Source organism: Achromobacter sp. HZ34 (assembly GCF_002209485.1).
Lineage (GTDB): Bacteria > Pseudomonadota > Gammaproteobacteria > Burkholderiales > Burkholderiaceae_B > Bordetella_C.
Window position 1 is genome coordinate 456,618 of record NZ_NJIX01000004.1, and the last position, 23,484, is coordinate 480,101.

A 23,484-nucleotide genomic window follows, 5' to 3' on the forward strand; every position below is an offset into this window, starting at 1 on the left:
CTTCCGATCGAGAGAGTGTGGAGTGCGGTCTCTACGGCGGGCATGCACTGCGTCAAGCCCATCCGCGCGCAAGGGGTGAACGTGTGTCTTCACGGCCGCGCTGTCAGGTAACGACCAAGTGAAAGAGATAGGAAAAAGACGAGGATCCGGTGTCAGGCGAGCCGATGAACGCCAGTGGGAACACGCGAACGGTGATGGGCCCCGACGTGGTGCCGGCCTTGATGGCCGGGCAAATGGCTACGCCATGTTGAGATAAGGTGGTAAACCACTGGTTACCGCCGTCCGCGCGGGAAATCATGGAGGTGCTGAGATCGAATCGGGCGTCGCCCCCGTTCAGGATCTGGAATGTAATTGCCATGCCATCGGCCGCATCCGTGCTGCCTTGGCTATCTGTCACCGACACGGCCAAGGGAACGCCAAAATAGCCGCCAGGTGTTGTGAGTTGGCCATTTTGAGCGGCGGCGTCGGTGGCTTTCAGGACCACGCCAGAGGCCGACTTCCAGGTTCGGACTGCATAGGTTGCCAGCAACGGCGCGTCGGTATCCACGTTTACCGGCGCAGCGCCGTTGCCAGGGCTGCCCATGATGTAAGCCACGCCATAATCGGGCGACGTCACGGCCGTGGCAGCTGTCGCTGCCAAGCGGAATTGCGGCATTAGTGCGCGGCCAGTGCCCAGGATGTCTATCGTTCCCTCGGCTGGCGTGGCAGTAGCCGAAGAGGTTGGAGGCGGCAGCCATTTGAAGTGAGCCTGGCTGTTCGGCCCAGGCCGTGTTGCCCCCTGTGTACCCACCTGGGTCTGGAAAACCAAAGTATCGGACAGTGAGCCTGCCAGGACATCCGTGATGCCGGGCCGGTTCCCCACCGTGAGCAAGGCCGGCAGCACGCAGAGCTTACCGGCGTAGGGATTGTTGAGCGCCGCCGTCTGGGTGATGCTTGCGCGGCTGCCACGGTCTTTGATGGATGAAGGTTCGTTCATTGCCGTATTCCTCATGGACGCATCGGATCGCTCAGGCCAGCGCTGTCGTGAAACCGTCGCCCAGTTGCAGGGCGAACCACGTTGGCAAATCCGTGGAGCCGATGGGCTGGTCCGGGACCCATCCATACGAGTACGAGTCGGAGTCGCTGGTCACCTGCCCGTAGCCGTTGTTGCCCCACAGATACAGCGACCGGGTACCGTCATCCGATTCGGTGATCACGCCAGAGCAATCCTTGCTCGCCTCGATCGAGACATACGACTTGACGCCGGAGTAAGGCAGGACTTCGACGGCCATGGGTGTGGAGGAGGCCGGGTTCATCCCTTCGCCCAAGCCCAACTGGCCCGCGTTTCCCCTGCCCCATGCCCACAGCGTGTTGCTCTTGGTCAAGCCAAGGAGATGGGTCTGGCCCGCGGCCACCTTGGCCCACTGTCCGGCTTTCGTCGTGGCTTTCGTGACATCGATGGCCTTGCTGCCGATGAACGCCGGCGCCACCGCCGAGACCTGGCCGGAGCTGTTGTCACCCCAGACCCACAGGTCGCCCGTGCTGGTCACTGCCGCACCCACGTCGATGCCGACGCTCACCTGGACGACCGTGTTACCTACACCGAACAACACCCCAGGCGTGGTGATGTAGTCGTCGTTACTGTCGACGCCGACACCTCCCCGGGTGTTGTCACCCCAGGCAATCCACATTCCTCTCGATGTCCTGGCGACAGCGATGTCTCTCTTGCTATGGACCTCGAGGATGTCGCCCATTCTCGTGAAGCCGCCCAGCAAGGTCAGGTTCCACAGCGGCGCCGTCATGCCTTGATTGCCGAGCGCGCCCACGGCGGACATTCCCGCGCCCCACAGCTGGTTCTGGTCGTCGACGATCAAGGTGTGGAAAGTACCGGTGGCGACCGAGACCGCCTTGATGGTGCCGACGCGTTGCGGGGCGGTATACCGGTCAGCCTTGCCGGGACCCAATCCCAGCTGGCCTTTGTCGTTCTTGCCCCAGGCCCAGACGTAGCCATTGGCGTCGATGGCGGCGGCGTGTTCGTAGTTGGCGCTGAGCGCTACCCAATTGGATTTGTCGTAGGGCGCATTGATCTGCGCCTGGCCGGTCTGGACGGGGGATTCGGAAGTGTGGGTCATGGCAATCTCGATAGAAAGGAGAATTCCGTGTGTTGTGTCACGGGTCCGCAGCGGGGGTGCAAGGTCCCGAGCAAATGTGGCCGTGGCGTCGATGTATGGGACGGTGTATGGAACCTACGGCCCTATCGTTCCGTATTCCGCGTCGCCCCAACTCCACAGCGTCCCGGTTTGCAAATGGACCGGTGATGAGGTCTGCTTGACCTCCGAAGGGGTCGTCGGCGAACTGGCGCCATCGACGGTGTAGTGAATGAGGTAATGGCCGCCGTTGGGAACCACGGCAACGTTGGCGCGTGGAACGCTGAAGTCATAGGGGGCGAAGATGCCGCTCACGGGCTGCGTCCAGTACGATCCCGGGACGACCGTGCCTGCCGTGTCAAAGCCCAGGCCGAACAGCACGACCTGGTTGTTGAACTTGATCAGGTTGGTCGAGGGAATCTGGGCCGGAATATCGCCAGTGACCTGGCCCAGGTCGATGACGTTGTTGGCGACCTTGAAAACGGGCGCGGGCAGCTTGTTCTGGGTTTGCGGGTACAAGGTACTGCCGGAAACCGCGACGGCATCGGAGCTGAATTTCTGGTAGCGGTCCGGCGCCTCGGTGCTGCTGAACTGCGTGCGCTCGACGTCGAAGCGCACCAGGGCATACTGGTTCGCCGTAGGCGCGGGTTTCAGCCCTGCCAGCGTGAGCTTGCCGCCCGCCAGATCGCTGCCCGGCGTTCTTTTTGCCGGTGTCGCCGGTACGCCTTGAGACGAGCCATTGTCGGCTATCGTCCACGAGACGGTGACCATATCGCTATCCCGCAGCGTCAGGTCCGGGTTGAAATTGTTCTTCAGCGAGACCGTGACATTCATGCCGTCCGCGGGCGTAGTGCCGGCCGGCTGCACATCGGGCTTGTCGGGGTAGTTGCCGGTGGTGATGATGGTCGGCTTGGCCACGTCCGAATAGGAGGTGTTGCCGATCGCGTCCGTCACGCTGTACCAGCACCACACCGCGCCGTTGCAGATCTGGTTGGAAGGGATGTTGACGGTCTGGAAGGCGGTCGGACCGGAATGGGTCGTGGCCGGCCAGTTGCCCCAGAACATCGTCGTCGTGTCGTTGGCGCCTGCATCGGCGACTTCGGGTGTGGCGGTAACACCAACGGTATCCTGGAGCTGGCGGTCGATATTCAGAGGCGAGACGGTGGGGGCATAAAGGTCCATGATGGCGTCTACTCTTAGGTGAGGGCGGGTGCCGCGTAGCGCGGGTGTCGGTACGTCATTGCTGCTGAGTCAGCGCAGGGTCGAATCGCCGACGACGAACTTCTGCGAGCCGTCGGAAGAGAGTTGGGCGCTTGCTGTCACGGTTGCGGTGCCGGCGGCATCGCCGGACCAGATTTCATGGCGAGCTTCGCCTCGGCTGGTGGTGGTGACCACCTTGCTCAGCACACTCGGGTCGGTGGGGCTGAAGCACGCCACGCCGGGCGGAGCGATGGTCAGCGTGACTTCGACGCCGGTCGTCACCGCCACGCCGTTCTGCTTCAGGATGAAGCTGGCGAAATCGTTGTCGTCGGCGTCCATTTCAATCGTTGGCGTGGGGTCCGGCGTCAGGGTGTAGATCTTCGTCTGCGCGGCGGTGTCTATGGTGAGTTGGAAGCTGGCGCCCTGATCCACCGTCCCCTGTGCCTGCACCTGGAAGCTGCGGGCATTGGCGCCCGCAAGGATGCGGGGTGCCTTGGCGAAGCCGGTGGGGCTGCCTCGCACGGTTACCGACTGGGATGTGCCTGTAACGATATCCACGTCCGGGTCGGTGTCGTTCATGTCGAACGCCGCATACGTCGGATCGGGAATGCTGAAGGTCACCAGGTAATAGGCAACCGCCGCGTTGCGGTTGCTCTGGTCGGTCGCCTGTACCGTCAGGTGGGCGGAGAAAAACTGATTGATGCTCGTATGCTGCGCGTCGCCCTCCTGCTTGGTCAACGCAAGGTACTTTTGCGACCACACCTGTTCGGTGAAATGCGCGGACTGGTCGCTGGTATCGGTCTTTGGGTCGTTGGGGGCAAATTCGGTGGGATACGCGACAACCCTGAAAATGCCGGACTGGGATCCGGTGATACCGCCTGCGCTGAGGGTACTGGTCGTGGCCCGCCCATTCGTGACCTGGGCGACGCATTGAGTGTGGTCGCTTTCCTTGGGAAAGAAAGCGGTCGCGCCGACATTGAAAACCTTGAACGTGACGGTGCCCGTGGTGGCGGCGTCCCCCGCGGAGGTCTTCACGGAAACCGACAGGGGGCTGGCATAGGGCTGGGCTGCCAACGCCGCCTGCAGGTCCGTGGCGGGATCGACGTAGACATAGAAGGCGTCGGTCTTCGGCGGCAGGACAGTCAGGCTGTAGGGCAGCGGATTTTGCGCCACGGTGACGTTGGCGGTGACCGTAACGGCGCCGTGCTGCATCAGCGCACGGATGCCTGGGGCCTGTGCCAGGCCATGCTTGTCGGTGCGGACGCTGGCGGAAGCTTCCGAGTCGCCGACTTGTTCCGGGGAACTGTCGTAGACGAATTCAGCGGGTCCCTGCAGCGTGAACGTGACCAGAAGGTCTTGGATGTCTTCCGCATTGGGTCCCTTGACGTGGGCGACCACGGGAATGGGAAAGCGGTCACCAGGCTTGGTCTTGTTGTCGGTAGAGCCACCGCTTACCGGCTCCAGGATGGCGTGCGCGCTGCGCCATACGCGTTGGCGGAAGACATATGGCCGCGGGGTGTGGTCGGTCTCGGCCGCCACTTCGAAATAGCCATAGGATTCTGTCTGTTGCGGCAGGGTGGCGCCCTGCAGCGTGGCCGGGGCGATGGCCATCCCGTCGTGGACATTCGCGGTAACCGAATTGGCGCCGTTGAAGTTGCCCGTGGCATCGGCGGTAGCCTGGCACGTGAAGGTGACCGATCCCGCGGTGGCGTTGTTTCCCTGGGCGTTCTTGACGCTGACGCTCATGGGAAAGGCGAAAGGCTTATCGAGCACCTGGTCCTGCATGTCGCCGGCTTGCAGGCCGACGGAGACACCCTCGTCGGGCGGGATCACCGACTTGATCGCGTACACCGGCTGGTCATCGGATACCAGGCAGCCGAGGGTGACGGTGATGGCGCCTTCCTGGCCGCGCACTGCCTGGATGCGTGGCGCGGTTGCCAGGCCATCGCCGTCCGAGCGGACGGTGACCACTTTCTGGCTCCAATCCTCGACCGGCACGTCGTCGTCATGGTCGAATTGCCCGGGGCCTTGCAGGGTGAACGTGACCAGCATCCGCGCGACGGCTTGCTGCGCGGCATCCAGGGTGGTGGCGGTCAGTCGACTGGCGAAGAATTGTCCCGGGGCGGTTGTTTGCCCGTCTTTGCTGGCGTCCTTGCGCAGGATGGCGACGCGGCCGCTCCAGACCCGTTCCGTGAACCGGGCGACGGCACCGGTCGCGTCGGTACGCGGGTCGCTGTCGTCCCAGTCAAAGCTTTCGGGCGCGGCGCAGACGATATTGGCGGTGTAGCCGGAGGGCGAGGCACTTCCGTTTGCCGTGCTCAACGTGGGAGCGACGACATAGCCTTCCTCGACGGGCTGCGAAACCGTGGTTGATCCAGAGAAAAGCGCCGAGACTTCCTGTCCGGCGACGGCGGGATAGACCACGAATTGAACGGTTCCCGTCGCCGCGGGTGCCCTGAGCTTGGTTTCCACCTTGGCGCGTAGCTGGATAGGAAAATCCGCGCTCTCGAGCTGGTCCTGGTAATCCCCTTCTGCCACCGAGACGAATGCGGCATCCGCCGGGCCAGTACGATCGACGACCGTCAGGTTGAAGTAGTACGGCTGCACGGCGAACTGTGAGTACGCGCGGATGAGGATATTCTGAGCCGTGCTGCCCGCCTTGATCCTGGGTGCGAAAGCGGTACCGTATTCCGAGAAGACCCACGCAGCGGTGTTGCTGGCGCTACCGTCGCTCACGGTAACCAGGCGCTGGTTATAGCCTCCCGTATCGAAGGACGCTCCGCCCTGCATGATCTCGAAGCGCACCGCCATGCCATGCGTGCCTTGCGTGGAGCCAGTGCTGTCCGTGACTTTGACCGAGAGCGGTGTCTCGAAAAAGCTGTTGGTCACGGCATGCTGGCCATCGCCGGAGCGGCCAGTGATGATGGCCGAGGGTTTGGTCCAGACCCGGGTCTTGTACAGGGCCACGTAGGGAAGCGTGCCGGCGTTCAGCGTCGGGACGGGGTCGACTGACGGCACGTAATCGCCGACGCGAAAGTAGGAGACCATATATATCGCGCCGTAGTCGGGCGATTCGGTGTCGGCTCCGGAAATCGACGCAGGGTCGATATCGCAATGATAGGGGTGCTGCTGGTCGCTGTAGCTATAGAAGGAGAGTGTCCCCGCGGTCGATAAGGGATAGATCCCATTTTGAAAAGGATCGCTCAAGGGTTGCCATGTAGCTACGGCCGGTCGGCTGCTTTCCGGCCCACCGTACGCGGAATCGAAAGGCATGGAATAGAGCGTCACCGTCTCAAACAGGAAGGCATCCTTGATGTCCGGATACTGATTGGTGTCGTGCGTGCGCCAGTCCACCCTGATACTCATGGAGACGTCGATCGGGCTTTCGGGCCGTGCGCCGGACGGCTGTACTGCCAATGAAGCTGGTTTGTCTTTCATGGTCGGTTCTTCACGCAGTAGCGCGTTCGGTGGTGGTGACGGTCAAGCCACGGTCAATGAGTAGGCCAGCGAATTCGCCGCGAAGCGCGAAGTGGCCAGCACCGTGACCGGGCCCACGGCGGGGCTGGCCTTGATCGGCGGCGAGATGGCGAGTCCTTGCTGGGAAATCACGACGGCTCTGCGGCCGTTGTCCGTGATGAAGCAGTAGCGAGTGGTCACCCCGGAAGGATCGAACGTGACGTCGCCCTGGGTGATGTCGAAGGTGACCTGCATCCCGTCGGTGGCGCGCTGCGAGCCCGTGCTGTCCGTGGTCGTCAGGGACAGCGGCTGGAAATTTCTCTTGGGGCCTGCCGATTGATTGTTGCCGCCAGCAAATCCCAGTACAGCCGTCGCGGCATGCCACACTCGTATGGTGAAGAGGGCCACCCAGGGCACCCACCGCGGCGGGAACGGTGGACCATCCTGGACGGTAGCGGCGTGGCGTGCCGCGATATAGGCCACGCCATAATCGGGCGATATCGAGGAATTCCCGGTAATGCTTCCCGCCGAGAAGCCATTGCAGCTTACGAGCGTTTGCCCGCTTTCTCCGGTTCCCCCCTGGGGGGATTGCAGCGTCGATGGATAGACGGTCGCGGATGCCTCGGGGATGGCGTTGCCGGTGTAGGGCGTGGGCGCCGAGTCGAACATCAAGCCATCGATGGATGGCCAGGCGCTCTTACCGCTCAGGGCCGTGCGAGCTTGGGCGATCAAGGTATCGAGCCGCTCACCTGAAAAAGCATCCTTGATGGCAGGATGTTGACCCGTGAATGTCTCCATGCATATCTGAGTGCGAATCTCTCCGCTGGACAAAGCGATGGTCATGGCAATTCCTCGTGGACGATGATGGGGTGGCCTGGCAGCCCTCGGTCAATTGCCGACAGTGATCTTCATCTGACCGTCGGTGGACTGCACGTTCGTCGCCGTCAGGGTCACCGTGCCCAGGTTCTCGCCGGCATACAGAAGGATCGAAGCTTCGCCCGTTTCGGTCGTCGTGACGGGAGGCGCCGTCGTCACGCTGGGGTCGGTCGGGCTGAAGCTGACGATGCCGGCCTGGTCCAGCGAAAAGGTCACCACTTTCCCACCGACACCCCTGGCGCTGCTGTCCTGCAGCGTGAAAATGGCCATGTTGCTGCCATCGGGCGGAATCTTCTTCTGCGCCGCGTCGGGTTTCAGTGTGTAGAGCTTCTGTTGCGGTGGCGTGCCGTCTACCGTGAGCTGGAAGGTGGCGCCCTGGTCGACCGTGCCTTGCGCCTGGACCTGGAAGCTGGCGGCGGTGGCGCCCGCAAGGATGCGTGGCGCCGTCGCGATGCCGTTGGGTCCACCGCGCACCTGCACCGATTGAGACGACCCTGAAACGATGCTCACGTCCGGATCGGTGTCGGTAAGGTCGAACGTCGCCAGCGTGGAATCGGAGATACTGAAGTTCACCAGGTAGTCGCCCACCGGCATATTGCGATTGCTCTGGTCGGTCACCTTGACCGTCGGATGTGCAGGAAAGAATTGGTTGATGCCAGCATGCTGCGCATCCCCATCCTGCTTCGCCAGGGTGACATATTTCGCGGCCCACACTCTTTCAATGAAGTGCGCGGTCTGGTCGCTGTCATCGTTCAGCGGGTCGTCGGGGACTTCGTTGCTGGGGTAGGCGACCACCCTGAAGATGCCGAACGGTGCGCCCGGCACACCGCCGGCGCTCAGGGTCGTCGTCGTGGCCCGCCCATCCGTGACCTGGGCGACGCATAGGTTGCGGTCGTTTTCCTTGGGAAAAAAGCCGGTTGCGCCAACAGGGAAGATCTTGAACGTGACGGAGCCCGTGGTCGCCGCGCTACCGTCAGGATTCTTTACGGACACCGCCAGCGGCACGGCAAAAGGCTGAGCGGCCAACGCGGCTTGAAGATCGGTCGCCGGATCGGCATAGACATAGGTCGCCTTGGTCAACGGCGGCAGCAAGGTCAGGTTGAATGGCAACGGCGTCTGAGCCACGGTGGCGTCGGCGGTCACGATGATCGGATCGCTGTCGGCCTCGATCTGGGCCGCCGCTTCCGCCCTGATGGCCGGCGCTGCGGCTATGCCATGCGCGTCGCTGCGCACGGTGGCTGAAGTGGCGGTGTCGTCGGGCTGCTTCTGGAAATCGTCGTAGACGAATTCAGCGGGACCCTGCAGCGTGAACGTGACCAGCAGATCCTGTATGTCCTCGGCGTCAGGCCCCGCGACGTAGGCGACCACGGGGATGGGAAACAGCTCGCCTGGCTTGGTCTTGTTATCGGGTGTCCCGCCGCTTACCTGGCTCAGCACTGCATGCCTGGCCCGCCATACGCGCTGCCGGAAGACAGGGGGCAGCTGGGTATGGGCCGTCGCGGCCGCTACTTCGAAGTAGCCATAGGTCGCATGTTGCTGCACGACGCTGTCGCCCTGCAGCGTCGCCGGCGCAATGGCTGAGCCATCCTGGACATCCACGGTGGCCGACGCGGTCCCCTTGAAACTGCCCGTTGCATCGGCGGTGTCCTTGCATGTGAAGGTGACCTGGCCCGCGGTGGCGTTTGCGCCTTTGGCGTTCTTGACGCTGACGCTCATGGGGTTGGCGAAGGGCATGCCAAGGATCTGGTCCTGCATGTCGCCCGCTGCCAGGCCGACGGAGACACCCTCGTCCGGTGGAATGGCCGAGATCAACGTGTATGTCGGCGTGTAGTTGGATACAGGGCAACTGATGGTGACGCCTATGTCACCCTCTTGCCCGCTCAGTGCCTGGATGCGGGGGGCGGTCGCCAGGCCATCGCTGTTCGTGCGAACAATGACGAGTTTCTGGCTCCAGGCCTGCACAGGGACGCTGTCGTCGTTATCGAATTGGCCTGGCCCCTGCAGCGTGAACGTGACCGCCATTCGATCGACGCCGTTGTGGTTGGCGTCCTGGGCGGTAGCGGTCAGGCGGTTGGGGAAGAACTGTCCTGGTGCAGTGGTTTGCCCGTTCTTGCTGTCGTCGCGACTGAGAAGCGCAGCCTTGCCGGCCCACACCCGTTCGGTGTAACGGCCGACCGCGCCGGAGGTGTCGGTGCGCGGATCCTCATCTTCAATGTCAAAGGTATCGGGATAGGCGCAGATGATATTGGAGGTGTAGCCAGAGGCGGGCGTCGCCGTTATTACGGCGGTCAACAAGGTGGGCGCTTCGGCGTAGCCTTCGACGACGTCCGCCGAAACAGTGGCCGTGCCGACATTTCCGAAGACGGCCGAGAGTGGCTGACCGTCAGCCCCAGGGTAAGCCGTGAACACGATCTTCCCGGTCTGCGCCGGCTGCATGTATTGGTTCTGCACTTTGGCCACCAGCGGTAAAGCAAAGCCTCCGGGTGCGGTGACGTCTTGGTAGTCGCCCTCGAATACGGCGACAAAGGCGGCATCCGTGGGGCCCAGCTTATCGACCGCGTGCAGTTCGAAGTAGAACGGTTGGGCAGCGAACGGCGAGGATGCCCGGATCTTTATGGATCCGACCGTGATGCCCGCCTTGATCCGGGGGGCGAAAGCGGTACCGTGCTCCGAGAAAACCTGCGCGCTGGTTGCTGTTACCGTTGCCAGGCGCTGGATATATCCGCCCGCATCGAAGGTGGCATCGCCCTCGACAATATCGAAGCGCACAGGAACACCATGGGTGCCCTGTATCGATCCCTGGCTATCCACGACATAGGCGCTGAGCGGCGTTTCGAAGAAGCGCCCGCATGCGGCATTCTGCCCGTCACCGTTGCGGCTCTTGATAACGGCGGAGGCTGTCTTCCAGACACGGAGTTCGAATAGCGCTACATACGGGAGCAGATCCGCCGATAGCGGCGAGGACATGATTTGCTGGTCCCCGTCCTGGGCGCAGACGAATGCCGTGCCGTAATCCGGAGATTCAATGCTGTTGCCAGTGATGTCCCTTGCCCAGATCGGGGTGTATTGCGGCTGTCTCAGTTCCTGGTTATTCGTAGTGGCCACGGCGGTCGATAGCGGATACACGCCATTGCCAAAGGGGTCGGCCAGAAAGCGCCAAAGCATCCGCGTATGCATTCCCCACAGGGTCTGGCCCGTGGCGGCCGTGCAACCCCGGATCCAGAGTTGCGCAAATTGATCCTTGAAAAGGTGGTGTATCTGGGGATGCTGATCTACTTGATGTACCGCCCAATCGATGCGGGCGGATACCAGCCCGCCGTTTAGCGGATCCGGCGACGCAACCGCGGAGGATGGGTCGGATGTTGTATGGTCTTTTTTCATGGGGCGTTCTTTCGTTGGCAGCATTGGCGATAGTCGGTGTGCCGATATCCACCGCGCGACGCGCGCTACGGTGCCGGCGGCTTGCGAACCCGGCGTCATGCCACGGTCAGCGCGTAGCTCACGCCATTGCCTGCAATGCGCGATGTACCGATGACCTCGAAGGATCCGGTGAGGGCGCCCGCCTTGACCGGCGGTGAGATGGCGACGCCCTCCTGTGAGATGACGATGGCTCTACGGCCTTCTTCGACGATCTGGCAGTAACGCGTGGTGACCCCGGACGCATCGAAAATCGCATCGGTATTCCCGACGATGTCGAAGAACACCTGCATGCCATTGACGGCCCGCTGTGAGCCGGCGCTGTCCGTGGTGATCATGGATAGTGGGATGGCAAAGTTTCTGAAGGGCGCGGTTGTTTGCTGATTGCCGTTTGCGTAGGTCAGCATCGCCGTCGGCGCGTGCCAGATTCGAATCGTGAAGAGCGCCGTCCAAGGTATGCATTGCGGTGAAATCGGCATCCCGGGAACGGTGAAATTCTCATATGCCGCGATGTAGGCAACGCCGTAGTCCGGCGATATCGGACTGGCGTCGATAATTTTCTCCGCGGTGAACCCGGTGCAGGTGATGGCGGTTTGCCCCGTCTCCGAACGACCGCCGCTGGCGCGTGACGATATCAAGTCCGGCGTCACCGTCGCGCCTGCATCGGGAACCATGTCCTGGGAATAGGGATTGATCGCCGGAACGAAGTTGACGAATTCCGGCAACGGCGGCATGTAGGGACCCCAAAGGGCGTAGCGGGCGAGCGCTACCAATGGCGCGATCGGTTCGCCCACGAAGTGATCCTTGATCGCCGGATGCGTGCCATCGAATTCCTCCATGCAAACTCGAATGCAAATATTCCCCTTGCCTGGATTCAGGTCACCTGGGTCGGCGTGCGACGCGATGGTCATGAGAGCTTCCTTTGCGGGTGTGCATAGGTCAGGATTGTGTCGTCACCGCCTCGGTTGTTAGGAGTAATCACTAGTAACGTTCTGATGCGCGGATAGTGGCTAATTGACTAGGTCGGACACCATCCGCGCCGTGCAAACGCAAAAAAGCCGCGAGCAGAAATTCTGCTCGCGGCTCCGCGGTAAGGCAGGAAATGACGCTTTGCTGGAGACGCCGGTCCCTGTTCGGCTACCGCTGTAACCCGTGCCGCGCGCGACCAGCCGGGCTGGTTGTCACTCCCCGGATCGAACGGAATACGATCCGGACAGGCGGGCCGCGCGAAGGCGTCGGGGCGCTACTTAGAAGCGGTGGCGTATGCCCGTGGCCACCACCGTGTCGGTGACGCCGTCATGGAAGGCGTAGTTGTTGGCGTACGAGGCATACGCGTACAGGTTGGTGCGCTTGGACAGGTTGTAGGTGATGCCGGCGGCATACACGTTGAACGTCTTGTCGTCACCCGTCAGCTTGCTGTTGTTGGGATCGGCACGCTGCCAGGATCCGAACACCGACGTAACGGCACCCACCGGCACGGTCACGCCCAGCAAGGTGGACGTGGCGGTGAAGCCGTTGGCATTGCGATACGTACCGAAGTCCTTGTAATCACCGCCGGGAGACGTGGCCAGCGATTGGCCGATGAACCAGCCGTCGCGCGTCTGGCTGACCGCCGCCGCGATCTTGACCACTTCGAAATCGTAGTAGCCGCCCAAGGCGTATTGCGTGGGACGCGCGGAGTTCTTGCCGCCGACCGCATCGTCGGTGGGGTTCAGGCGGTCATACGATGCGGCCAGGAACAAGGGGCCGTTGCTGTACGAAAGGCCGGTGGTGATCTCGCGGTCGTTGCCACCGGTGTTGAACTTGCCGGAGCCGTCGGCCAGGGTGTCGTCGGCGTTGAAGGAGTAACCCAGGCCGAACTTGAAGCCGTTGATGGTGGGGGTTTGATACAGCACCAGGTTGTCCACACGCATCGTGTTCATGGCGCCGAACGTCGTGCCCATATTGGCCGAGTTGTAGCTGATGCCGAAGGGATCGATCTGGCCGAACAGCTTGGAAGCCATATTGGTCTGGCGGCCGAATTCCAGGCGGCCCCACGAGCGCGAATCCAGGCCCAGCGTGGCCTGGCGGCCGAACAGGCGGCTGTTCTGGGCCATCTTGCCGTTGTTGGCGGTGAAGCCGTTTTCCAACGTGAAGACCGCCGACAGGCCATCGCCCAGGTCTTCCACACCGCGCAGGCCCCAACGGGAGCCGCTGGACGTGCCGGACATTTCGCTGAAGCGCGAGGCATGGAAGCCGTCGCCGCGCACGCGCTCGTAGCCTACGCCGAGGTCGATCAGGCCGTACAGGGTAACGGCGGTTTCCGCGTGCGCAACACCGGCACATGCCGCCGTGAGGGCCACGGCGAGTAGGGTCTTTTTCATGCTTTTCTCAAAATCGAAAGGAGGGAAACGAGGCTTCGATCCACGCGGAACCGAATACGAGCGCAAGTTTCAATTCTTTTCGATGATGGAAAAAGCGTAAATGTGGCGAACAGCTTCCCGTAGATGCAAGGATGGGGGCCGTTGCCGGCCTCGCCAGCGGTTCTTGGCCAGCCAGGCCTCATTCCTTTCCCTGCTGTCGTATTGCCACGGCGCGAGGCAACTTACGGCGGCGCAGGAGCGCAGCAGGACCACACTGCGGCGTCATTTCCGCTGCGGCGGGTAATCCAGTTCACCGAAGGTGTATTGGCCGCTGGCCTTCGCTTCGGCCAGTTCCTGCTCGACCTGCGCCCGGGTCTTGGCGGCGGCGGTGGTCGCGCGCGGCGCCGCCGTCTGCGGCACCGATGTTTCCTGGGCCCGTGCGGGTGCCAAAGGAACAATCTGCGCGGGCGCGTCGGGATCTTGCGGCGGGGTGAATGCGAAAGCCGTGGAGGCGCTGATCAACAGGGCGCCGGCGGCCAGGGCCAGAGGGGCAATCTTCATCTTCTTTTCCTGATTCGAGCGCCAACCGGGTGTTTCGCCGGTAGCGCATGAGACCGCTCCATCGGGAGGCGGTGGCGAATTATGGATTTTCCAGTCATAAGTAAAAACCCTTATTACGGCGAACACATTCTCATGAGTGCACGCAATAAAGCGTCGGCCCGAGCCTAAAATTTTGGCTGAGATTGACAAGTCGGTCCCCCGGCCGGCACGAGAAGAACATCATGGATTTGCATTTGAACGACATCGCGCTGTACGTCGAGGTAGCGCGGCGCAAGAACTTCAGCCGCGCGGCCGAAGTATTGAACATGCCGGCCTCGACCTTGTCGCGCCGGGTCGGGGAACTGGAGAAGCACGTGGGCATGCGGCTGCTCAATCGCAGCACGCGGCGCATCGACCTGACCGAGGCGGGCCAGATCTACTACGAACGCTGCCGCCATCTGGTGGAACGGGCCCGCGTGGCGCACGAACAACTGACCGATATGGCCAGCGCGCCCAAAGGCCTGTTGCGCGTGTCGATGCAGAGCAGCCTGGCACATCTGTTCCTGCCCGTGGCGATGGCGGAGTTCACGCGCACCTATCCCAATATCGAATGCGAATTCGATGTGAGTTCGGCGCCCATCGATCCGATCAGCAATCCCTACGATGTCGTGTTGCGCTTCGGCAAGCAGCCCGATTCCGGGCTGATCGCGCGCCAGCTATTGAGCATGAGCTGTGAGATGTATGCGATGCCTGCCTACCTGGAACAGCATGGCGTGCCGCGTACACCGCAGGACCTGGCGGGACATGAATGCCTGCGCTCGCTCATCGACGAACGCCATTCGGCGTGGGAATTGCGGCGCGGAAAAGAAGTGGAGGTGGTGCAGGTGTCCGGCCATATGTCGGCGAACCAATCCAGCCTGCTGTACCGTCTGGCCGTGTCCGGGCTGGGCATCGTGGCGCTGCCCGTGTTCGACCGCGTCCGTCACGCGGTACGGGAAAGCGGGCTGGTGCGCGTGCTGCCGGAATGGCAGCTGGCGCCGCTGCCCCTCTATGCGCTGCTGCCGTCGCGCGTACTGCCGGCCAAGACGCAGGCCTTCCTCAGCTTCATCGAACCGCGCCTGAACCTGGGCCTGTCCTTAGTGGAAGACGAGGATGAAAAAAGCCGCGAGCAGAAGAATCTGCTCGCGGCTCCGCGGTAAGGCAGGAAATAACGCTTTGCTGGAGACGCCGGTCCCTGTCCGGGCTACCGCTGTAACCCGTGCCGTGCACGACCAGCGGGGCTGGTTGTCACTCTCCGGACCGAACGGAAACGATCCGGATAGCCTGGCCGCGCAATGGCCCGGGGTCCTGCTTAGAACTGGTGACGCAGGCCGATGGCAACCGCGGTGTCGGTCACGCCGTCGTGGAAGGCGTAGTTGTCGCCATACGAAGCGTAGGCGTACACGTTGGTGCGCTTGGAGAAGGCGTACGTGGCGCCCAGGGCGTAGACATTGAAGGTCTTGTCGTCGCCGGTCAGCTTGTCGTTGTCCGGCTTGGCACGTTGCCACGAACCGAACACGGCGGTGGACGAACCGACGGGAACCGTCAGGCCAACCATGGTCGAAGTGGCCTTGAAGCCATCGGCCAGCTTGTAGGTGCCCAGGTCGCTGTAGTCGGCGCCGGGAGACGTGGCCAAGGCCTGGCCGATAAACCAGCCGTCGCGCGTCTGGCTGACGGCGGCGTGCAGCTTCAGCACTTCGAAGTCGTAGTAGCCACCCAGGGCCCATTGCGACAGCTTGGCTTCGTTCTGGCCGCCAACGGCTGCGTCGGTGGGGTTCATGCGGTCATACGACGCGGCCAGGTAGACGGGGCCGTTGGCGTACGACATGCCGGCGGTGATGGCGCGGTTGTTGTCGGACGTGCTGAAACGGCCCGAGTTGTCGGTGCGCGTGTCGTCGGCGTTGAAGGAGTAGCCGGCGCCGAACTTGAAGCCGCCCAGGTTGGGGGTCTGGTACAGCACCAGGTTGTCCAGGCGCAGGGTGTTCAGCGCGCCGAAGGTGGTGCCCATATTGGCCGAGTTGAAGTTGGTGGCGAACGGGTCGACCGCCGTGAACACCTTCGTCGCCATATTGGTCTGGCGGCCGAACTCGAGGCGGCCCCAGCTCTTGGAATCCAGGCCCAGCGTGGCCTGGCGGCCGAACAGGCGGCTGCCTTGTTGCAGCCGGCCATCGGTGGGACCAAAGCCGTTTTCCAGCACGAAGACCGCCGACAGGCCATCGCCCAGGTCTTCCGTGCCCTTCAGGCCGAAGCGCGAACCGTTCTGGGTGTTCTGGACTTCGGAGAAGCGGGTGGCGTGGAAGCCGTCGCCCTTGATGCGCTCGTAGCCGATACCGGCGTCGATCAAGCCGTACAGGGTCACGTTCGTGTCCGCATGGGCCACGCCGGCACATGCCGCAGTCAGGGCCACGGCGAGAAGTTTCTTGTTCATGGATTTCCCAAGATTCTGGTTTGAATAAAACGCCTCGATAGCTGTGTCGGGAGACACGAGGACGGGGCGCAGTTTCAAGCCATTTCCAAATGAGATAAATCCGTTAATCGGTGAGTCGCGTTCCATCAGTGGGGAACGTTTGTCATCTTTCTGCCATCTTCCATGGACGGTACGTGACGCGACGCCATTGAGACAAAACGTTCACATGCTTGGGGCATCATGGCGCCAACAAGAAAAGCGCCTATGAATGCGCTGGGGGCTGGTCAGTCCCCACCCGGTTTCGAGCATCATGGAATTGCATTTGAACGACATCGCGCTCTACGTCGAAGTGGCGCGGCGTGGCAACATCAGCCGCGCCGCCAGAGTCCTCAACATGCCCGCAACCACGCTGACACGGCGGGTCGATGAACTGGAACGGCGGCTGGGCTTGCGCCTGCTGAGCCGCAGCCGGCAAGGCGTGGCCCTGACCGAGGCCGGCCAGATGTACTACGAGCGCTGCCAACCCCTGGTCGAACGCGCGCGCATGGCGCATATGTCCTTGCAGGACACCGTCGACATTCCACGTGGCAAGCTGCGGGTCTCTTTGCATAGCAGCCTGGCCGATCTGTTCCTGCCCGCGGTGATGGATGAATTCATCCGCATGTATCCGCTGATCGAATGCGAGTTCGATGTCAGCGCCGCCGTCATCGATCCCGCCCGCGATTCTTGCGACCTGGCGCTGCGCCTGGGCCGGCAGCCGGATTCCAGCCTGGTCGCGCGCAAGCTGGGCGAGATGAGCTGGGACATGTATGCCGCACCCGCCTATCTGGCCGGCCATGGCGTGCCGGCCGTGCCGGGCGACCTGGCCGGCCACGAATGCCTGCGCAGTCTGCTGGAGGAACAGAACCAGACCTGGGAACTGAAGCGCGGAACGGAGACGCAACAGGTGGCGGTGTCGGGCCGCTTGACCGCCAATCAGGCCGAACTGCTGTTCAGGCTGGCGGCGGCGGGGCTGGGCATCGCGGCCCTGCCCGCGTGTGAGCAGGTGCGTGGATGGGTGGGCGGCAGCGGGCTGTTGCAGGTGCTGCCGGCGTGGCGGCTGGCGCCCGTGCCCTTGTATGCCTTGACGCCGACGCGGGTGCCGCCCGCCAGGACGCGGGCGTTTCTCGATTTCATCGAACCGCGGCTACGGGCCGGCTTGCAGGTTGCGTACTAAGACGCGGCGTGTTCGCGCAGGACTTCCATGGCCGCGGCGACGCCGCCGGGCTGGTGTGGGACGCCGGCCAGCGCCAAGCCCATTTCCACCCCGGCCAACGTGCCCATCAGGCTCAGGTCGTTGAAGTCGCCCAGGTGGCCGATGCGGAACACCTTGCCGCTCAACTTGCCCAGCCCCTGGCCCAGCGACATGTCGAAGCGGTCCAGGACGATGGCGCGGAAAGCATCGGCGTCGTGGCCTTCAGGCATGCGCACCGTCGTCAGCACCGGGCTGTATTCGGCCGGATCCACGCAGTTGTTCTCCAGGCCCCACGCGGCCACGGCGGCACGCGCGGCGGCGCCGTGGCGCACATGACGTGCGTGAACCTGCGCCAGGCCGGCCTCGCGCAACATGTCGCAGGCTTCCGACAGGCCATAGAGCAGATTGGTGGCCGGCGTATAAGGCCAGCTGCCTTTCTCGTTGGCCTGGATGATGTCCTGCCAGTTCCAGTAGCTGCGCGGCATGCCGCCGCTGGCCGCTGCCGCCAGGGCCTTGGCGCTGACGGCGTTGAACGACAGGCCGGCCGGCAGCATCATGCCTTTCTGCGAGCCGGAAATCGTCACGTCCACGCCCCAGTCGTCGTGGCGGTATTCGACCGCGCCCAGGGACGACACGGTGTCGACCATCAGCAGGGCCGGGTGGCCGGCACGGTCCATGGCCTGCCGCACGGCGGGGACGTTGGACAGCACGCCCGTGGACGTTTCGTTATGCACGATGCAGACGGCCTTGATGCGATGCTCGCGGTCTTCGCGCAGCCGCTGTTCGATGACGGCGGCGTCGACGCCATGGCGCCAGTCGCCGGGCAGGGTCTCCGTGACCAGGCCCAGCTTGCGCGCCAGGTTCTGCCACAGCGTGGCGAACTGGCCGGTCTCGTACATCAGCACCTGATCGCCGGCGGCCAGGGTGTTGACCAGCGCCGCTTCCCAGGCACCCGTGCCGGAAGCGGGATAGACCATCACCGGCTGCGTGGTGCCGAACAGCTCGCCCAGGTCCGCCAGGATCTTGCGCGCCAGCACCTGGAACTGCGGGCCGCGATGGTCGATGGTGGGTTGGTCGATGGCCCGCAGGATGCGGTCGGGGACGTTGCTGGGACCAGGAATCTGCAGGAAATGTCTGCCGCCACGGTAGGGGGCTCGGAAGGTCATGGTGGAATCCTTGTTTTTTGCATGCAATTTTGCCGCGTTGATGCTAATTGAACGCCAGCGTAACAACATAAGGGTTTTCCCTGGCAGACATAAGATGGGCCCCCAAGGGCGCAAGCTGTTTCGCTCCCTTTTTTGTCGGTAAAGTGCGATCTCTCTCCCTGTCCTGTCCACCCCATGTCTCTCGACTCCGACACGCCGCCGCTGCTCGCCAGCCTGGATCGCCCGCCGACAGGCCCTTCGGTCCTGCACGACGCCGTCGTGGGGCATCTGCGCGCGCTGATCGTCGAGGGGCGCCTGGCGCCGGGACAGCGCTTGAATGAACGCGTCCTGTGCGAACAGCTGAAAGTGTCGCGGACGCCCTTGCGCGAGGCCTACAAGGTGCTGGCCGTCGAAGGCCTGGTGCGCCTGCTGCCCAATCGGGGCGCCGAGGTGCTGCGCCTGACCGAGGCCGAAGTCATCGAGCTGTTCGAATTGATCGGCGGGCTGGAGGCGATGTCGGGCGAGCTGGCCTGTGCCCGCATCGAGGCGGCGCAGTTGGCGGAAATCCGCGCACTGCATTTCGAGATGATGGCCTGTCACGCGCGCCGCGACCTGGCGCCCTATTTCGATTTGAACCGCCGCATCCATGAAGCCATCAATCGCGCGGCCGGCAACAGCATGCTGTCGGAAACCTATAAGCGGGTGAACATGCGCTGCCAGTCGCTGCGCTATCGCTCGAATTTCGACCAGGACAAATGGGATGCCGCGTTGGCCGACCACACCGCCATGCTGGAAGCGCTGGAGCAGCGCGACGGCGCCCGCATGCGGGCCTTGATGACCGCGCACCTGACGGCCAAGCGCGACGCCGTGCTCAAGGCCATGCAGGCCGACGCGCCGGGCAACCTGGCCCAGCGCCGCGCGGCGCGGTCTTCGGCCATCCTGGCGGCGGCGCTGGCCGATTGATACTGGCGTAATATCACGCGCTACGTATGCCTGGCTTACCTACGCATGCCTGGCCACGTACGCCTGGCTGTGTTTGCCCGGCCTTCCTGCCTGGTTATCCCGCTCACTTATCTGCCGCCATGTCCGATATCCATTTCTACGAACCCAGCGCGGGCCATGGCCTGGCGCACGATCCCTTGAATGCCATCGTCGCGCCGCGTCCCATCGGCTGGGTGTCGACGCAGGCCGCCGACGGTACCCTGAACCTGGCACCCTACAGCTTCTTCAATCTGTTCAACTACAAGCCGCCCATCGTCGGCTTCTGCAGCCTGCGCCGCAAGGACTCGCTGTGCAATGTGGAAGCGCATGGCGAATTCGTCTGGAACCTGGCCACGCGATCGCTGGCCGAGGCCATGAACCGCAGCAGCGCGCCGGCGCCGGCCGATGTCGACGAGTTCAAGCTGGCGGGCCTGACACCGGAGCCCTCGCGTCTGGTCAAGGTGCCACGCGTGAAGGAAACCCCGGTCGCCTTCGAGTGCAAGGTGACACAGATCGTGCGGCTCAAGGGCAAGGGCGGCGAGGACATCGACGCCTGGCTGGTGCTGGGCGAAGCAGTAGGCATCCACATCCGCCGCGATCTGATCGTGGACGGGGTCTACGACACGGCAGGCGGCGAACCGATCTTGCGCGGCGGCGGCCCGACTTCGTATTTCGGCATCACCCGCGACGACGAATTCCACCTGGAACGCCCGGCCTGGCCTTGAGCGCTGCTTCGTCCGCGGCGCCCGGCCCTCTGGGGGCCTGGGCGCCGTGCCGTTCCCAGGGGCTGCCCCTGGCAGCACTTCTTCCAAAGCCAGTTCTTCCAAAGCCTGTTCAGCTTGCCGTCATGCCGAGGCATGATGCTTGCCATCGCCCTTCGGATCAGTAAATCTGAAGGGCACCGGCATGGCCGACCAGACCGAACGCGAACACGACGAACCCGCGCCTCATGACGCGAGCGATAAGCAGGACGAGGACGGTAAGAAAGAAGCCGACGACGCCAAGGAAAAGAAGGACGACAGCGACCAGGACGACGATAAGGACGACGGCAAGGACGACGGCAAGGACGACGAAGCCAAGGGCAAGAAGCGCAGCAAGAAGCCCTTGATCATCCTGGGTATCGTCGCATTGGTTCTGGTGGTGGGCGGCGTCGTATGGTGGTTTCTCACGCGTAATCAGGTCAGCACCGATGACGCCTACACGGAAGGCAATGCCGTCACCATCGCGCCCAAGGTCGGTGGCTATGTCGTCCAGCTGAACATCGATGACAACACCAAGGTAAAGAAAGGCGACCTGCTGCTGCGCATCGATCCGCGCGATTACATTGCCGCGCGCGACCAGGCCGTGGCGCAACGCGCGCTGGCGGCCGCGCAACTGAACCAGGCGAATACCCAACTGGCATTGGCGCGCGTGCAATACCCCGCACAATTGGCGCAAGCCCGTGCGCAGGAGAAATCCGCCCAGGCCAACCTGACCAACGCGCAGGCCGCCTACCAGCGGCAACGCAATGTCGACCCGCGCGCCACCAGCCAGCAGAACGTCGATACCGCCACCGCGCAACAGCGCAGCGCGCAAGCCGAAGTGGCCAATGCCCAGGCGCAGGTACAGGCGGCCGACGTGGTGCAGCAGCAGATCGACCAGGCGCAAGCCCTGGTCAAGGCCCGCGAAGCGCAGCTGCAGGCCGCCGACGCCCAGGTCGAACAGGCCGAGTTGAACCTGTCCTACACCGAAGTGCACGCGCCCAGCGACGGTTGGGTGACACGGCGCAATGTGAACGTCGGCTCCCTGTTGCAGGCCGGCATGACGGTCTTCGCGCTGGTGCCGCCCACCGTGTGGGTGACGGCGAATTTCAAGGAAACCCAGCTTGACCGCATGCGGCCGGGCAATGCCGTGGATATCGATGTCGATGCCTATCCGGACCTGAAGCTGCACGGGCATGTCGACAGCGTGCAGCTGGGCACCGGCTCGCGCTTCTCGGCCTTCCCGGCGGAAAACGCCACCGGCAATTTCGTCAAGATCGTGCAGCGGGTGCCGGTGAAGATCGTCATCGACAGCGGCATGGATCCCAACGTGCCGCTGCCGCTGGGCCTGTCGGTGGTGCCCACGGTGGCGCTGCAATGAGCGCCGCGGCCCAGGCTTCCGCGCAGGGCCCGGCCGGCTGGAAGCCGCAGTCCAATCCCTGGACCATCGCCGTCGTGGTGACGATGGCGGCATTCATGGAGGTGCTCGACACCACCATCGTCAATGTCTCGCTGCCGCATATCGCCGGCACCATGTCGGCCAGCTACGACGAAGCCACCTGGACGCTGACTTCCTATCTGGTGGCCAATGGCGTGGTGTTGCCCATCTCCGGATTCCTGTCGCGCACCCTGGGACGCAAGCGCTATTTCCTGATCTGCATCATCGCCTTCACCGCCTGCTCCTTTCTATGCGGCATCGCCACCAACCTGGGCGAGCTGATCGTGTTCCGCATGCTGCAGGGCTTTTTCGGTGGCGGCCTGCAGCCGTGCCAGCAGTCCATCATCCTGGACACCTTCCCGCCGTCGCAGCGGGGACGCGCGTTTTCCGTGTCGGCGGTGGCCATCGTGGTGGCGCCGGTGCTGGGCCCGACCCTGGGCGGCTGGATCACCGACAACTTTTCCTGGCGCTGGGTCTTCCTGATCAATGTGCCGATCGGCGCGTTGACGGCGCTGGCGGTGATGCAGGTGGTGGAGGATCCGCCCTGGCAGAAGCCGGTGCCCAAGGGCAAGCGCCATATCGATCTGCCCGGCATCGGATTGATCGCACTGGGCCTGGGCTGCCTGCAGGTGATGCTGGACCGGGGCGAGGACGAGGACTGGTTCAGTTCGAATTTCATCTGCACGTTCGCGGTACTGGCCGTGCTGGGACTGGTGGGCGCGGTGCTGTGGCTGTTGTACGCAAAGCGGCCGGTGGTGGACCTGAGGGTGATGCGGGACCGCAACTTTGCCCTGGGCTGCGTCACCATCGCCGCCTTTGCCGCGGTGCTGTACGGCAGCTCGGTGCTGATTCCGCAGCTTGCGCAGCAGCAGTTGGGCTATACCGCCACCCTGGCGGGGCTGGTGCTGTCGCCGGGGGCATTGCTGATCGTCTTCACGATTCCCATCGTCGGCAAGATCATGCCAAAAGTGGAGACGCGGCATCTGATCGCCTTCGGCTTTTTCCTGCTGGGGACGGCACTCCTGTATTCGCGCCATCTGGTGCCGGACATCGACTTCCGCACGCTGATGTTCATGCGCATGGCGCAGTCCTTCGGGCTCGCTTTTCTGTTCGTGCCCACCAGTACGCTGGCGTATGTGTCGCTGCCCCAGGAACTGAACGACGATGCCGCCGCCTTGTTCACGATGTTCCGCAATGTGGCGGGGTCCATCGGCATCTCGCTGGCCACGGCCGGCATACGGGAACGGATGCAGGTCCGCATGGCGCACATGTCGGAACATATGTCGCCCTTGTCGCAGCAGTATCAGGAGACGGTGCAGCGGATCGGCCAGGCCTTGCGCGACTATACCGGGGCCGTCGGTGACCAGACCCAGGCAGCGACAGGGCATATGTACCAGACCTTCGTTTCGCAAGCCACGATACTGGCGTACATCGACATTTTCGCGATATGCGGGATTTTTGCCTTCTGCTTCATCCCGCTGACTTTCCTTTTCTCGTCCACGAAGGCCGCGGGCGGCGCGGCGGGACATTGAACATGGCGCGC

Annotated in this window: 17 protein-coding genes; 6 read left to right on the forward strand and 11 right to left on the reverse strand. The window is 63.3% G+C overall.

What is annotated here, in order from left to right; translation table 11 throughout:
- Positions 1–103 precede the first annotated feature (103 nt).
- The 9 genes from CEY05_RS18600 to CEY05_RS18640 form a co-directional block, all read right to left on the reverse strand.
- The gene (locus tag CEY05_RS18600) at positions 104–976 is read right to left on the reverse strand and encodes a hypothetical protein (RefSeq protein ID WP_088596973.1); all 873 of its coding nucleotides are present in this window, start codon (positions 974–976) and stop codon (positions 104–106) included.
- Between the two features lie 31 nt (positions 977–1,007).
- Positions 1,008–2,111: a hypothetical protein gene (locus CEY05_RS18605; RefSeq protein ID WP_088596974.1), complete on the reverse strand. Its 1,104-nt coding sequence runs from the start codon at positions 2,109–2,111 to the stop codon at positions 1,008–1,010.
- Positions 2,112–2,225: 114 nt separating this feature from the next.
- Positions 2,226–3,308: a hypothetical protein gene (locus CEY05_RS18610; RefSeq protein WP_088596975.1), complete on the reverse strand. Its 1,083-nt coding sequence runs from the start codon at positions 3,306–3,308 to the stop codon at positions 2,226–2,228.
- A gap of 69 nt (positions 3,309–3,377) precedes the next feature.
- Entirely contained in the window at positions 3,378–6,764 is a 3,387-nt protein-coding gene (locus CEY05_RS18615) for a hypothetical protein (protein WP_143220495.1), read from the reverse strand.
- Between the two features lie 42 nt (positions 6,765–6,806).
- Complete coding sequence (locus CEY05_RS18620) at positions 6,807–7,625, reverse strand: hypothetical protein (RefSeq protein ID WP_088596977.1); 819 nt, start codon at positions 7,623–7,625, stop codon at positions 6,807–6,809.
- A 45-nt stretch (positions 7,626–7,670) separates the two neighbouring features.
- Entirely contained in the window at positions 7,671–10,823 is a 3,153-nt protein-coding gene (locus CEY05_RS18625; RefSeq protein WP_088596978.1) for a hypothetical protein, read from the reverse strand.
- Between the two features lie 311 nt (positions 10,824–11,134).
- The gene (locus CEY05_RS18630; protein ID WP_143220497.1) at positions 11,135–11,986 is read right to left on the reverse strand and encodes a hypothetical protein; all 852 of its coding nucleotides are present in this window, start codon (positions 11,984–11,986) and stop codon (positions 11,135–11,137) included.
- 336 nt (positions 11,987–12,322) lie between these two features.
- Entirely contained in the window at positions 12,323–13,438 is a 1,116-nt protein-coding gene (locus tag CEY05_RS18635) for a porin (RefSeq protein ID WP_088596980.1), read from the reverse strand.
- A gap of 261 nt (positions 13,439–13,699) precedes the next feature.
- Positions 13,700–13,978 carry a DUF4148 domain-containing protein gene (locus CEY05_RS18640; RefSeq protein WP_088596981.1) on the reverse strand — a complete coding sequence of 93 codons (279 nt, stop codon included), beginning with the start codon at positions 13,976–13,978 and terminating at the stop codon, positions 13,700–13,702.
- A 221-nt stretch (positions 13,979–14,199) separates the two neighbouring features.
- Between CEY05_RS18640 and CEY05_RS18645 the strand changes: the two genes are divergently transcribed.
- The gene (locus tag CEY05_RS18645; RefSeq protein WP_088596982.1) at positions 14,200–15,156 is read left to right on the forward strand and encodes a LysR family transcriptional regulator; all 957 of its coding nucleotides are present in this window, start codon (positions 14,200–14,202) and stop codon (positions 15,154–15,156) included.
- A 152-nt stretch (positions 15,157–15,308) separates the two neighbouring features.
- Here the strand turns inward: CEY05_RS18645 and CEY05_RS18650 are convergent, their stop codons facing one another.
- On the reverse strand, positions 15,309–16,424 hold the full coding sequence (locus tag CEY05_RS18650) for a porin (protein ID WP_088596983.1): 1,116 nt from the start codon (positions 16,422–16,424) through the stop codon (positions 15,309–15,311).
- 289 nt (positions 16,425–16,713) lie between these two features.
- On the opposite strand from CEY05_RS18650, the gene CEY05_RS18655 reads away from it, so the two are divergent.
- The gene (locus CEY05_RS18655; protein WP_088597659.1) at positions 16,714–17,619 is read left to right on the forward strand and encodes a LysR substrate-binding domain-containing protein; all 906 of its coding nucleotides are present in this window, start codon (positions 16,714–16,716) and stop codon (positions 17,617–17,619) included.
- On the opposite strand, the gene CEY05_RS18660 is transcribed toward CEY05_RS18655, so the two are convergent.
- Positions 17,616–18,803, reverse strand: a complete 1,188-nt coding sequence (locus tag CEY05_RS18660) for an alanine--glyoxylate aminotransferase family protein (RefSeq protein ID WP_088596984.1) — start codon at positions 18,801–18,803, stop codon at positions 17,616–17,618. The two genes, CEY05_RS18655 and CEY05_RS18660, sit on opposite strands and share 4 nt — an antisense overlap.
- A 174-nt stretch (positions 18,804–18,977) precedes the next feature.
- On the opposite strand from CEY05_RS18660, the gene CEY05_RS18665 reads away from it, so the two are divergent.
- The 4 genes from CEY05_RS18665 to CEY05_RS18680 all read left to right on the forward strand — a co-directional run bounded on the left by CEY05_RS18665 (position 18,978) and on the right by CEY05_RS18680 (position 23,473).
- The gene (locus CEY05_RS18665) at positions 18,978–19,745 is read left to right on the forward strand and encodes a GntR family transcriptional regulator (protein WP_088596985.1); all 768 of its coding nucleotides are present in this window, start codon (positions 18,978–18,980) and stop codon (positions 19,743–19,745) included.
- A gap of 119 nt (positions 19,746–19,864) precedes the next feature.
- The gene (locus tag CEY05_RS18670) at positions 19,865–20,488 is read left to right on the forward strand and encodes a flavin reductase family protein (protein WP_088596986.1); all 624 of its coding nucleotides are present in this window, start codon (positions 19,865–19,867) and stop codon (positions 20,486–20,488) included.
- Between the two features lie 181 nt (positions 20,489–20,669).
- Positions 20,670–21,884, forward strand: coding sequence for an HlyD family secretion protein (locus CEY05_RS18675; RefSeq protein ID WP_088596987.1), 1,215 nt, complete (start codon positions 20,670–20,672; stop codon positions 21,882–21,884).
- A complete protein-coding gene (locus tag CEY05_RS18680) occupies positions 21,881–23,473 on the forward strand; it encodes a DHA2 family efflux MFS transporter permease subunit (RefSeq protein ID WP_088596988.1) in 1,593 nt (530 codons plus the stop codon). The genes CEY05_RS18675 and CEY05_RS18680 overlap by 4 nt, the downstream gene beginning before the upstream one ends.
- The last annotated feature ends 11 nt before the right edge of the window (positions 23,474–23,484 follow it).

Coding starts and splice junctions, on each gene's coding strand:
- CEY05_RS18665 (WP_088596985.1), top strand. CDS start 18,978: ATGTCTCTCGACTCCGACACGCCGCCGCTGCTCGCCAGCCTGGATCGC.
- CEY05_RS18635 (WP_088596980.1), bottom strand. CDS start 13,438: ATGAAAAAGACCCTACTCGCCGTGGCCCTCACGGCGGCATGTGCCGGT.
- CEY05_RS18605 (WP_088596974.1), bottom strand. CDS start 2,111: ATGACCCACACTTCCGAATCCCCCGTCCAGACCGGCCAGGCGCAGATC.
- CEY05_RS18680 (WP_088596988.1), top strand. CDS start 21,881: ATGAGCGCCGCGGCCCAGGCTTCCGCGCAGGGCCCGGCCGGCTGGAAG.
- CEY05_RS18620 (WP_088596977.1), bottom strand. CDS start 7,625: ATGACCATCGCTTTGTCCAGCGGAGAGATTCGCACTCAGATATGCATG.
- CEY05_RS18670 (WP_088596986.1), top strand. CDS start 19,865: ATGTCCGATATCCATTTCTACGAACCCAGCGCGGGCCATGGCCTGGCG.
- CEY05_RS18600 (WP_088596973.1), bottom strand. CDS start 976: ATGAACGAACCTTCATCCATCAAAGACCGTGGCAGCCGCGCAAGCATC.
- CEY05_RS18650 (WP_088596983.1), bottom strand. CDS start 16,424: ATGAACAAGAAACTTCTCGCCGTGGCCCTGACTGCGGCATGTGCCGGC.
- CEY05_RS18630 (WP_143220497.1), bottom strand. CDS start 11,986: ATGACCATCGCGTCGCACGCCGACCCAGGTGACCTGAATCCAGGCAAG.
- CEY05_RS18625 (WP_088596978.1), bottom strand. CDS start 10,823: ATGCTTTGGCGCTTTCTGGCCGACCCCTTTGGCAATGGCGTGTATCCG.
- CEY05_RS18640 (WP_088596981.1), bottom strand. CDS start 13,978: ATGAAGATTGCCCCTCTGGCCCTGGCCGCCGGCGCCCTGTTGATCAGC.
- CEY05_RS18655 (WP_088597659.1), top strand. CDS start 16,714: ATGGAATTGCATTTGAACGACATCGCGCTCTACGTCGAAGTGGCGCGG.
- CEY05_RS18610 (WP_088596975.1), bottom strand. CDS start 3,308: ATGGACCTTTATGCCCCCACCGTCTCGCCTCTGAATATCGACCGCCAG.
- CEY05_RS18660 (WP_088596984.1), bottom strand. CDS start 18,803: ATGACCTTCCGAGCCCCCTACCGTGGCGGCAGACATTTCCTGCAGATT.
- CEY05_RS18615 (WP_143220495.1), bottom strand. CDS start 6,764: ATGAAAGACAAACCAGCTTCATTGGCAGTACAGCCGTCCGGCGCACGG.
- CEY05_RS18675 (WP_088596987.1), top strand. CDS start 20,670: ATGGCCGACCAGACCGAACGCGAACACGACGAACCCGCGCCTCATGAC.
- CEY05_RS18645 (WP_088596982.1), top strand. CDS start 14,200: ATGGATTTGCATTTGAACGACATCGCGCTGTACGTCGAGGTAGCGCGG.